This window comes from Cupriavidus alkaliphilus (genome assembly GCF_014191175.1).
Lineage (GTDB): Bacteria > Pseudomonadota > Gammaproteobacteria > Burkholderiales > Burkholderiaceae > Cupriavidus > Cupriavidus alkaliphilus.
Genome location: NZ_JACHWE010000005.1, coordinates 102,310 through 113,926, shown reverse-complemented (window position 1 = coordinate 113,926; position 11,617 = coordinate 102,310). Strand labels below are relative to the sequence as shown.

Below are 11,617 nucleotides of genomic sequence, written 5' to 3'. Positions count from 1 at the left end.
GAAGCCGTCGAGCGGCGGGCTCCTGGAGCAGCTTCTGCCCGCTCACTGAAAGGGCGTTTCACATCGTGGGATTTCCGCCGCCGGCAGCGCCGCGCCGGGTTTCGTTCTGCGAAAAAACGTTCCGTATCGTGAAAATTGATGCATAACCCATTGAAATTTAAGGGTAAACAAAGTCTTATGTCTTATATAAGACTAGGCCGCAACCAAGCCAGATCCCCCTACAATGAGTCCACGCTGTTTGCTTCGACCCACGGTCGGCACGCCAAACGATTTTTCTCAAACGCGCCTTATCTTAGGAAACTGACATGGCCCAGTATCAAGACGACATCAAGGCAGTGGCTGCTTTGAAAGAAACCCAGGGCAGCGCCTGGAACGCCATCAACCCCGAGTACGCCGCCCGCATGCGCGCGCAGAACAAGTTCAAGACGGGCCTGGACATCGCCAAGTACACCGCCAAGATCATGCGCGCCGACATGGCTGCCTATGACGCGGACCCGTCGAAGTACACCCAGTCGCTGGGCTGCTGGCACGGCTTTATCGGCCAGCAGAAGATGATTTCCATCAAGAAGCACTTCAACAGCACCGAACGCCGCTACCTGTACCTGTCCGGCTGGATGGTGGCCGCGCTGCGTTCCGAGTTCGGCCCGCTGCCGGACCAGTCGATGCACGAGAAGACTTCGGTCAGCGCGCTGATCCGCGAGCTGTACACCTTCCTGCGCCAGGCCGACGCACGTGAACTGGGCGGCCTGTTCCGCCAGCTGGATGCCGCCACCGGCGCCGAAAAGGCCGCGATCCAGCAGAAGATCGACAACCACGTCACCCACGTCGTGCCCATCATCGCCGACATCGACGCCGGTTTCGGCAACGCCGAAGCGACCTACCTGCTGGCCAAGCAATTCATTGAAGCCGGCGCCTGCTGCATCCAGATCGAAAACCAGGTCTCCGACGAGAAGCAATGCGGCCACCAGGACGGCAAGGTCACCGTGCCGCACGAGGACTTCCTGGCCAAGATCCGCGCCATCCGCTACGCCTTCCTGGAACTGGGCGTGGACGACGGCATCATCGTCGCCCGCACCGACTCGCTGGGCGCCGGCCTGACCAAGCAGATCGCCGTGACCACCAAGCCGGGCGACCTGGGCGACCAGTACAACTCGTTCCTGGATTGCGAAGAACTGTCGGCCGACCAACTGGGCAATGGCGACGTCATCATCAAGCGCGACGGCAAGCTGCTGCGCCCGAAGCGCCTGCCCAGCAACCTGTTCCAGTTCCGCGCCGGCACGGGTGAAGCCCGCTGCGTGCTGGACTGCGTGACCGCGCTGCAAAACGGCGCCGACCTGCTGTGGATCGAAACCGAAAAGCCGCACATCGCCCAGATCGCCGGCATGGTCAACGAAATCCGCAAGGTCATCCCGAACGCCAAGCTGGTGTACAACAACAGCCCGTCGTTCAACTGGACCCTGAACTTCCGCCAGCAAGCGTATGACGCGATGAAGGAAGCGGGCAAGGACGTGTCGGCCTACGACCGCGCCCAGCTGATGAGTGTGGAATACGACGACAGCGAACTGGCCAAGCTGGCCGACGAGAAGATTCGTACGTTCCAGGCTGATGCGTCGCGCGAAGCCGGCATCTTCCACCACCTGATTACGCTGCCGACGTATCACACTGCTGCGCTGTCGACGGACAACCTGGCCAAGGAATACTTCGGTGATCAGGGCATGCTGGGTTATGTGGCTGGCGTGCAGCGGAAGGAAATTCGCCAGGGCATCGCTTGTGTCAAGCACCAGAATATGTCTGGGTCGGATATTGGGGATGATCACAAGGAGTACTTCAGCGGGGAAGCGGCGCTGAAGGCGGCGGGGAAGGATAATACTATGAATCAGTTTTGATTCCTGATAGTTATCTCAAGTAGAACGCCAACCCCGAACGGGTTGGCGTTTTTTCATTTGTGCGGCGTGATTACTCGCGGGGTTGTTCCTTGGAGAGCGAACGAAAAGGCTTCCGAGACTTCTCAACATCCGTGAGAAGTCGTGATACAAATCGCTCAACGATGCCTAAAGAGCTGGCGTGCAAGCTATCGCTTCCGGGGAAAAGGACGGCAGTATCCGGCCACGATCAGACCTTCTGCAGCGGCATGCAAATTGTCGACAATCCCGCATGTATGGCCTAACGTAGGTGTCCTTCCATGGAACCGATTGCGAAAATGATGAGGTCGACCACGTCTGGCAGTCCAGAACCTGCCACCGCGCATCGGCTTGTGATCGTCGAGGGCATTATGGGTTCAGGCAAGTCAACGACGATGCGCCTCATTGCGAAACATCTGCAAGAGGCGGGGCAGCCAGCGTTGCCGGTCCACGAGAGGACAGAGCCCCACCCCGTGCGCGCGACAGACGACCTTGAGCACTGGTTTGAACCGTGGCGGGACGCGACACCACAGCAACTCGCGGACCGTGCTCTAGCTAGGTGGAAAGCCTTTGTCGAGGCGACACAGGCGGAGACCCCCATCCCAGTAATGGACGGCCAACTGTTTCATGGAGACCTGACTCACCTGCTGCTAATGGACGCCGAGTCAGCGTTGATTTTCGACTACGTACAGGCGCTGGCCGCAGTCACTGCTCCGCTCAATCCGTTCGTCCTTTACCTTTGGCAGGAGGATGTCGAAAAAGCTGTACGGACTGTCGGTGCGGAGCGTGGCGCCGCATGGATCGAGTATCAGATGAACTGGAAGCTCGCGGCCCCGTACTGCGTGCGCAGGGGTTACAAGGGATTAGAAGGGCTTATTCTCCTATATCGCGATTACCGCCGAATCACCGATGATTTGTTTCGCCAGCTACCATTAGCCAAGCTCGCGATTGAGAACTCTGCAAGGGACTGGCCAGCCTATGAGAGGCAAATTCTGCGCGAGTTACGACTGCCGGGGCCTGGTGACGACGCCAATTGATACGGTCATTTTGTGCAGTATGACTGTCGATGCCGAGTAGACTCTTCCAACGACCGCTTATCGGCAATATATGTCTCTTGAGGGTCGGAAGCGGTGATCCGTGATGGCTGCCGACCTGCCGACCGACGATTGGCCGCCTTCGGCCAGTAGCGGTCGCTCGAGGTGCTTTCGCAGATTGAATCCAATCGAACAACGCTGAAAACTACAACGCTTCCAATGTCAATACATTTCACAAAGAAGCGCCGTTCAGTCCATCGTGGATGACATCAAACCTACCCTCCTCGTGACACGAGACGAGCACTAGTTACCTGTTTTTAGGTAGTGGACGAACGGTTGCCGAAAACGATTTCCGTGAATCGGATTTATTTCCAGACGAAGACGTGAAATCCCTCACCCATGTGCTTTTGAACTGTTCTCTGAGAGCAATTTGTCCTCGATAGCTCGAAGGTATCGTACAGAATCGTTGATCTTCTCCCAAAACATACTGAGCGAAGGCCTTGCGCAGCTCATGGAATGTTTGCGCCGCCACGGACGAGTCAATGTACTGCCTGAGTTTTTCACGAATCCCGTCGGCAGCCAAACCTTCCCTGACACTCGTCGCCAGACCCACATGCTCAATGTACGAAGAGTCTGTAAGCGCGAACTCAAGATGAATAGCGCCACTCTGCGTTAGCCGAACCAAAGTAGCCTCTGTGGCCAAGCTTTCAGTTGGATCAAACGGCTCAATCAATCTATATTCGAGCAAAATTTGAGCATGCCGCTTAGTTATGGTTGTTGGTATGCCCATCGGCTCAAGATATGATGCAATAGACGCCAACTCCATGTACGAATCTCGAATGTCCGCGGACTCAGATTGCTTATCTTTTAGGCACTGAAGTATGGAGCAGTTAGCAAGGGGAGACCCCAGCATGTCAGGGAACACAGAAAATACATTGTAAACATACCCGCTATCATCCTGCCGAAATTGGTTGTAATCTCCCAGAAATAATGCTTTTCGTATCCTAAATTCCGGAATGGAAATAGGTTTCCCCGAAATATAAATTCGGACTAAATCTTCAATGCTAATCTGCGGTGAAGTGATGATTTGCTTCGATAAGTTCAATCCTCGCCGAATATCATAATTACACAGCCAACTGACGGTCCGTGAAATATATTCGGTGTTAATAAACACTTCCTCAACACACGCCGCGAATGCGTTGATATCTCGGACCGATATTCGAATTCCTTTTCTAAGTAAGTATTGCTCGCTTTGCTTAGCTGGCCCCGCCAGTTTAGATTTGAGGAATTCTACACGCTTTTGCAAAATATCTTTGGTCGGCGGCACTGGCAGGTAAAAGGACTTGGTGTCATACGATTGCAAAGGTCCATGCTTGGAAAGTTGCCAAATGGTTCTATCCGTTATCGGGCAGATTACAAATGAATAAACATTCCGATGAATGGACTGCGCGTATTGAAAAACGGCCTCTTGAAATGGTTGGCTAAAATGATCCGTGTTATCAAATATGATGCACGGCATCATTTGTCGAGCATAAGTCGCATGAGCCAAAAATGCCTGCAAATACTCAGCGGGCGAATCCTCGCGAACGCGGCTTATGTAATCGCCAAATTTGATCTTGAATTCTATTTTATTTGATTCATAAAGATGCTTATACTCGCCTTGCGCCCATCTCTGATACTTACTATGAAAGACTCCCTGCAACTGTTCGTAATTGAGGACAACTCCGGGAAAGAGAATGCTTTCGCAAAGGTTAATCAATTGCTCAGTAAGCCACGTCGATATGGCTGAAATATCGCCGTTTGAATCCCTTAAGTCGACTCGGAGAACCGCGCAGCGCGTCCGCAAGTCATGAGCTAATACGGATCGAAAGAATCTATCAATGAACGTTGATTTTCCTGCGCCTTTATTTCCGACAATAAGAACAAACTCCTTCCGAGACATTTCGACTGCATCTCGGATTTCATCCTGAAGGTTCCCTGCATTATCATTTCCGACAGTTTCTATCTCGTGCAGGAGACTTTCGGTGAGGCGCTGCAGCGTTGCATCGGCCTCTTTGCTTTCCTTGCTTTCGACAAAACAAGCTGAGAGCATTTCCGGGTCGTCGTCACCATTCATGGAACTAAAGAACCGGTTTAACACATCTCCGAGTTCGCGAGCCATCCCGGAACGTTCAAGGCGCTTCAAGTGTTTCGGGTCTCGCAAGGGGCGCAAGGGTTCACTATGTGTGAGGGACAGCCCTTCTGCACCGTTGATATGGATCTTAAATAAATTTTTCCCTACACCGGACCTGGAAAATAAGTCGTGAAATTCCGCAAAATTTTCCAAGATGGCATCATGATTTGGAAAGACGATTGCGTAATGGTCTTTTTGTGCCTTTCCATCTCCTCTCATTGGCCAGTGTGCGATCCACTCGAACCCATTGGTAAGAGCCAAGAATGGGGCTCCAAAGTTCAGGCAGTACTGAGTTGCTTGTGCAAGACCGCTGCGGGCACCTTTTAGGGCGGCGCCGCCAACTTTATATGCCTGCCTCGCAGGATTCTGAGTATCGATTAGTAGGACTTGTTGCCTCTTTGCCTCCACAACCAATCGAGCACGGTCGCCCTCTCGCATGAGGTAATCTACGTATCCCTCATCCTCATGTCGTTCTGTTTCAATTTGCGAATCGGCCCAACCTAATACTTCGGTCAGAACACGGTTTATTATTCTGAACCGGACATCTTGCTCAGTCTCAATGGTGCTGCGGGTGGCTTCCCACTCTGCCTTCAACACTCCGAATGCATGTTTTGCAGTGTCGATGCTCATCGTGCGTCATCCCGGTTCAAAGTTGTGCATTTCTTCGAAGATTCATCTTCTCATACCACGGGCCTGTCGCGGTAGGATCCATTGCATCATGGGCGGGAGCTCGTGACTTGGGCACCCGGCGTGAGAATGCGGTTCCTGTTTGGCTTGAGGACACAGGTCTCCGCAGTATCAATGCACAACTTTCGTTTAAAGAAACAGGCGATGTGCCGCGCGAACTTGCCATGTAAGCCGACGCATTCATGGACCCTTCGCGTGCCGCCGCGAACCTCGACAGTGCAACGGGCGCATCCGCACCGGCGTGAACGTCCGCCGAGGAGACAACGCAAATAGCAAATCGCACAGCCCCGTCGATAAGGTCCTTGTCATGCGGCATCCGCCATCGGAACTGACGGTTCGTGCACTCCTGAGTCAACCCCATCTACGCGTGAGGAACGACCGCTTTCGGAAAACGCGACCGGCCGCTAAGGGTCGACAACGGCCGTGCGAGGGACAGGCAACGGGCAACGGGCAACGGGCAACGGGCATCATCGACGCTGGTACGCCACACTGTGTGATCGGTCAAATGTCAGATCAGATCAGCCATGGCTCCGGCTAATCCTGAACTCCGGCCAGAATCGAACGCTCATGACACTGCCGAGCAGCATGAAATAGGACAGTAGAAGTTGGGAAGTGGGCCCCCGATTGCCAAGGCCCATCGCGCCTCGTGGACAGGCAATAGGCCAAATTGATAGCCCGGCTGCATCGAGGCAACCCATATTCCCACGGGACAGAAGAGAAACACGATGGCGCGGTAAGCTCCGAACTGCCCTGATATTCGCTTGTAGGCATCCATCCCCTCACGGACCCGAAGTAGAGCACGCCCAGCAGACGAAGCAATGGGCAAGCTGGGCAAGCTGGGCAAGCTGGGCAAGCTGGGCAAGCTGGGCAAGCCAGTATCGCGAAGTTGGGTGTCTGCAGGCCACAACAGTGCGAAGCGCGCCAGGCCGCCGGGCTCGCTAGAATGCCCACAACGCTCTAGCGGCGATGGACTGCATTGCGCCCTAAACTGCAGGCCCGGAATCGGCCAGACTGCCCATATCGCTAAAGGACAAAACATGCAGCCCCGAACGAAATCCTCACCAGCTAAAGGCACACGTGTGGCCGCCGCCCTTGCATCCTGGGGCGGGGCCTCCATTGCTGTTCTTGTGTCGCTTATGTTTGCCACTTCAGCCGTGGCCGGGTCCATCCGTGCAAATTGGCTGGTGACCTTGCCGCTACTCGCCTGGATATCACTTGCCGTCATGACCGTTCGCTGGATTCAGAACCGCGCTTGTCATTGGCTTTGGCCAGTTGCAGGGACTATTTGCGGCATTGCGTCTAGCGTCGCATTCATTCCGATCGCAATTTTCTACATCGCTGCAGTGCCTCTCGCCATTTACCTGGCTTTCTGGCACCTGCGACAGCCCACGGGGTTTCCGTTGAGTCGCAAGTCCTGAGTTGCCAGGTTGTCAAACAGTTCGCGTGGAGTGAACGGCTCCGGCTACTGTCTGCTCAGCAACAAGCCGGGCCGATTTGCCTAGAGGATTGCAGCGAGAAAGGATTCGCAAAGGAAGCGCCGCGATGCTGATGGCGGAAAACGAGCAGGGTTGGCAGCCAATTGCACGATTGCCTACCCCGCCCCAGGGTCAATCAACCTCCAACCCCTGCCCCTCCACCACCGCCAACTCACTCAAAACCTGCGTCTCATGCGCCAACGTGGCCGCAAGAGAAAGCAACCCCTCCCAAACCCCCTGCTCCAAATCCACCGCCTCCAAACTAACAGCCCCATGCTCACTAGCCATAAGCAATAACCCATGAAGCTGCGCCGCCCGTTGCACCGCAAGACTCAACGGATTCTCCCCAGGGGTGTGAGCGGTGACGAGCATGTCGACGCCATTGTGTTCCGCCGTAATACCGTGATGACTATGGCTATACATGGCACACCTCCACATACGCGGTCCGCGCGCTCTGCGGCATTGTGAAGGTACTGGAAATTGCCAATCGCCCAGAATGGGCAAGTAAGAACTGAAGCATGGGAATGCCCCCTAACCATACAGGTTCAGTCCCGCTCCCCGGCTGCTGATAGGGGTGGGCGGGCGCAAGGCAGGGTTAGCAGACCGGGGATTAGGAGCCGGCGAGCCCGGAGGCTCCCCTGCCTGCGCCCGCCCATTGAAGGGGCGTGCTCAGGCACGGCGAACGTAAGGATACCGCCTGACGGCGGTCGTTCGGCACTAATCCATTCGGGCTGCTAAACCCGGTCGCCACGACGCAGCGACGAACCCAGTATGAAGAGAGGCAGCAAGCGCGAGTATGGGCGAACTCTTAAAAGAAAGTTCATCGCCGGATTGCCGGGAAGATGTGGGGGCGCAGATGTTGATGCGGGTGACTTCGTGGATGCGCCGGCCCTCTCCCCCGCCCCTCTCCCGCAAGCGGGAGAGGGGAGAAAACATGCGGGAGGGGACAAGCTGTTGGGCTCGCACGCGACAACTCTGTGCGAGAGCAGCGATGCGCTCCGTGCCCGAGGCCAAGACCTGAGATAGGCCATGCGCGCAGCGCGGCCGAACGCTTCCCACCCCAGCCCAACCAACCCCTCAAAACCCCAAACTAGCCAACAAATCATCCACCTGCGCATGGTCCGACACTACATCCGGCTTCCCTTCCGGATTCACCTGCGGCCCATTCATCAGCGTCGACGGTGCCGGCGCTTCCACGCGGCGCTCGGACGGCACATTGTCGATCAGCACCTGCAGCAGTTCCTGCTCCAGCGTGCGGATCATGTCCATCATCTTGGTGGCGCGGGCTTGCCCGGCACCTCGGACAATAATGATTCGACACGTCGACGCGCACGATCGAACCGCACCTTTTAAAACCCCGATCCCAGATACACCAGCCAGATAGTCACTCCACCGCCTTGAACATGTCCTCGACCACCTTCTTGGCGTCGCCGAACACCATCATGGTCTTGTCCATATAGAACAGTTCGTTGTCCAGCCCGGCGTAGCCGGCGGCCATCGAGCGCTTGTTGACGATGATGGTCTTGGCCTTGTACGCCTCCAGGATCGGCATGCCCGCGATCGGCGACTTGGGATCGGTCTTGGCCGCGGGGTTGACCACGTCGTTGGCACCCAGCACCAGCACCACGTCGGCCTGGCCGAACTCGCTGTTGATGTCTTCCATCTCGAAGACCTGGTCGTAGGGCACCTCGGCCTCGGCCAGCAGCACGTTCATGTGGCCCGGCATGCGGCCCGCCACAGGGTGGATCGCGTACTTCACGGTCACGCCCTTCTCGGACAGCTTCTCGGTCAGCTCCTTCAGCGCGTGCTGGGCCCGCGCCACCGCCAGGCCGTAGCCGGGCACGATGATCACGGTCTCGGCGTTGCCCATCAGGAAGGCGGCGTCGTCCGCCGAGCCCGACTTGACGTTGCGCTGCGCTTGCGCGCCGGCACTTGCGCCAGCCGACGCATCGCCGCCGAAGCCGCCCAGGATCACGTTGAAGAACGAGCGGTTCATCGCCTTGCACATGATGTACGACAGGATCGCACCGCTGGAGCCCACCAGCGAGCCGGCGATGATCAGCATCGGGTTGTTCAGCGAGAAGCCGATGCCGGCGGCCGCCCAGCCCGAGTACGAGTTCAGCATCGACACCACCACCGGCATGTCGGCGCCGCCGATCGGGATGATGATCAGCACGCCCAGCACGAAGGCGATCGCCAGCATCACCAGGAACGGCAGCCATTCCTGCGTCATGAAGAAGGCGATGCCGAAGCCGACCATGGCGACCGCCAGCGCCAGGTTCAGCATGTGCTGGCCGGCAAACACCACCGGCGCGCCCTGGAACAGGCGGAACTTGTAGCGCCCGGCCAGCTTGCCGAAGGCGATTACCGAGCCCGAGAACGTGATCGCGCCGACGAAGCAGCCGATAAAGAGCTCGATGCGGTTGCCCAGCGGGATCAGGTGCGAGCCGGCCGGACTGATGCCGAACGCCGCCGGCTCGGCCACCGCCGCCACCGCGATGAACACCGCGGCCAGGCCGATCAGCGAGTGCATCGCCGCGACCAGTTCCGGCATCTTCGTCATCTGCACCTTGCGCGCGACGTAGGCGCCGATGCCGCCGCCGACCACCAGCGCCGCGAAGATCAGCGCCAGGCCCGTGCCAACCGACGACTGGGCCGTGCCCGCCGCGAGGAATTCATTCTTCAGCTTGACGATCAGGACCAGCGTGGTGACCACCGCGATGGCCATGCCGATCATGCCGAAGGCATTGCCCTTGCGCGCCGAGGCCGGGTGCGACAGCCCCTTGAGCGCCTGGATAAAGCAGACCGAGGCACTCAGGTACAGAAGGGTGACCGTATTCATGGACAGTCCATTCATTGCGCCACCTCCGCCAACTCGCCGCCCACCGGCTTCCCTGCCTCGGCCGTGATCTTGGGTGCCTTCTTCTTGAACATCTCCAGCATGCGTTGGGTGACCAGGAACCCGCCGAACACGTTGACCGCGGCCAGGGCCACCGCCAGCGAGCCCATCACGCGCCCGACGCTACCTTCGGTCAGGCCCGCAGCCAGCATGGCGCCGACAATGATGATGGCGGAGATCGCATTGGTCACGGCCATCAGGGGCGTATGCAGGGCCGGCGTGACCGTCCAGACCACGTGATAACCCACGTAGATTGCCAGCACAAAGATGATCACGTTGATCACCGTGTGGTTCACCAGTTCCATTCTTGTCTCCAGTACTTAGTTTGCCCTTGTCAGTTCACCACCCGCGCACATGAGACAGGCAGCGACGATGTCGTCTTCCAGATTGACGGTCAGCTTCGCCTCCTTGTCGAGCACGAGCTTGAGGAAGTCGAACACGTTGCGGGCATAGAGCGCTGAGGCGTCAGCTGCCACCATCGAAGCAAGGTTGGTATGGCCGACGAGGATCACGCCATGGCGCTCGACGACTTCGTCGGCCACGGTCAGCGGGCAGTTGCCGCCTTGGGCGGCGGCCAGGTCGACCACGACCGAGCCCGGCTTCATTTCCTGGACGGTTGCCTCATGCAACAGCGTCGGCGCCTTGCGGCCAGGAATCAGAGCGGTGGTGATGACAATGTCGGCCTGCAGCGCGCGCTGGTGGACCAGCTCGGCCTGGCGCTTCATCCAGTCGGCCGGCATCGGGCGGGCATAGCCGCCCACGCCCTGCGCGATTTCGCGTTCCTCGTCGGTGAAGAACGGAACATCGACGAACTTGGCGCCAAGCGACTCGATCTGCTCCTTCACGGCGGGACGGACGTCGGAGGCCTCGATCACGGCACCCAGGCGCTTGGCCGTGGCGATGGCTTGCAGGCCGGCGACGCCAGCGCCGAGGATCAGCACGCGCGCGGCCTTCACGGTCCCGGCGGCGGTCATCAGCATCGGCATGAAGCGCTGGTAGTGGTGCGCGGCCACCAGCACGGCCTTGTAGCCGGCGATGTTGGCCTGCGATGACAGCACGTCCATGCTCTGCGCGCGGGTGGTGCGCGGCGCGGCTTCCAGCGCGAAGGCGGTGATGCCGGTGGCGGCCATGCGGACGTTGTTCGCGGTATCGAACGGATTCAGCATGCCGACCAGCGTCGCACCCCGCTTCATCTGCGCCAGCTCGGCGTCGTCGGGGGCGCGGACCTTCAGGACGAGTTCCGCGCCGAGGGCCTCGGCCATTGTCCCTATGCGGGCGCCAACGGCCTCATATGCGCCGTCGGGCACGCTGGCGCGCACGCCGGCGCCGGACTGCACCGTGACATGGTGGCCTTGGGCGACATACTTCTTCACCGTCTCCGGGGTGGCGGCGACGCGAGTCTCGCCCACTCGCGTTTCTTGCGGGATGCCGATGTGCACGTTGCTTTC

At 58.1% G+C, this 11,617-nt stretch carries 8 protein-coding genes and 1 pseudogene; 3 read left to right on the top strand and 6 right to left on the bottom strand.

Annotation, left to right across the window (positions count from 1 at the left end):
• Positions 1-305: 305 nt before the first annotated feature.
• Together FHX60_RS18205 and FHX60_RS18200 are read left to right on the top strand one after the other, a co-directional pair.
• Positions 306-1,886, top strand: coding sequence for an isocitrate lyase (locus FHX60_RS18205; protein WP_092316069.1), 1,581 nt, complete (start codon positions 306-308; stop codon positions 1,884-1,886).
• A gap of 296 nt (positions 1,887-2,182) precedes the next feature.
• Positions 2,183-2,938 carry a P-loop NTPase family protein gene (locus FHX60_RS18200; RefSeq protein WP_260164052.1) on the top strand — a complete coding sequence of 252 codons (756 nt, stop codon included), beginning with the start codon at positions 2,183-2,185 and terminating at the stop codon, positions 2,936-2,938.
• Between the two features lie 304 nt (positions 2,939-3,242).
• On the opposite strand, the gene FHX60_RS18195 is transcribed toward FHX60_RS18200, so the two are convergent.
• Positions 3,243-5,738 (bottom strand): AAA family ATPase, encoded by a 2,496-nt coding sequence (locus FHX60_RS18195; RefSeq protein ID WP_183284110.1) that lies wholly within the window; start codon positions 5,736-5,738, stop codon positions 3,243-3,245.
• 875 nt (positions 5,739-6,613) lie between these two features.
• On the opposite strand from FHX60_RS18195, the gene FHX60_RS18190 reads away from it, so the two are divergent.
• Positions 6,614-7,213 (top strand): hypothetical protein, encoded by a 600-nt coding sequence (locus tag FHX60_RS18190; RefSeq protein WP_183284109.1) that lies wholly within the window; start codon positions 6,614-6,616, stop codon positions 7,211-7,213.
• 189 nt (positions 7,214-7,402) lie between these two features.
• On the opposite strand, the gene FHX60_RS18185 is transcribed toward FHX60_RS18190, so the two are convergent.
• The 5 genes and pseudogenes from FHX60_RS18185 to FHX60_RS18165 form a co-directional block, all read right to left on the bottom strand.
• Entirely contained in the window at positions 7,403-7,693 is a 291-nt protein-coding gene (locus FHX60_RS18185; RefSeq protein ID WP_183284108.1) for a hypothetical protein, read from the bottom strand.
• Positions 7,694-8,347: 654 nt separating this feature from the next.
• Positions 8,348-8,545 (bottom strand): annotated as a pseudogene (locus FHX60_RS18180) (protein phosphatase CheZ); the annotation flags it as partial.
• A gap of 109 nt (positions 8,546-8,654) precedes the next feature.
• Complete coding sequence (locus tag FHX60_RS18175; RefSeq protein WP_183284107.1) at positions 8,655-10,127, bottom strand: NAD(P)(+) transhydrogenase (Re/Si-specific) subunit beta; 1,473 nt, start codon at positions 10,125-10,127, stop codon at positions 8,655-8,657.
• Positions 10,124-10,474: an NAD(P) transhydrogenase subunit alpha part 2 gene (locus FHX60_RS18170; RefSeq protein WP_112777288.1), complete on the bottom strand. Its 351-nt coding sequence runs from the start codon at positions 10,472-10,474 to the stop codon at positions 10,124-10,126. The genes FHX60_RS18175 and FHX60_RS18170 overlap by 4 nt, the downstream gene beginning before the upstream one ends.
• Positions 10,475-10,489: 15 nt before the next feature.
• Entirely contained in the window at positions 10,490-11,608 is a 1,119-nt protein-coding gene (locus tag FHX60_RS18165) for a Re/Si-specific NAD(P)(+) transhydrogenase subunit alpha (RefSeq protein WP_183284106.1), read from the bottom strand.
• Positions 11,609-11,617: the final 9 nt, after the last annotated feature.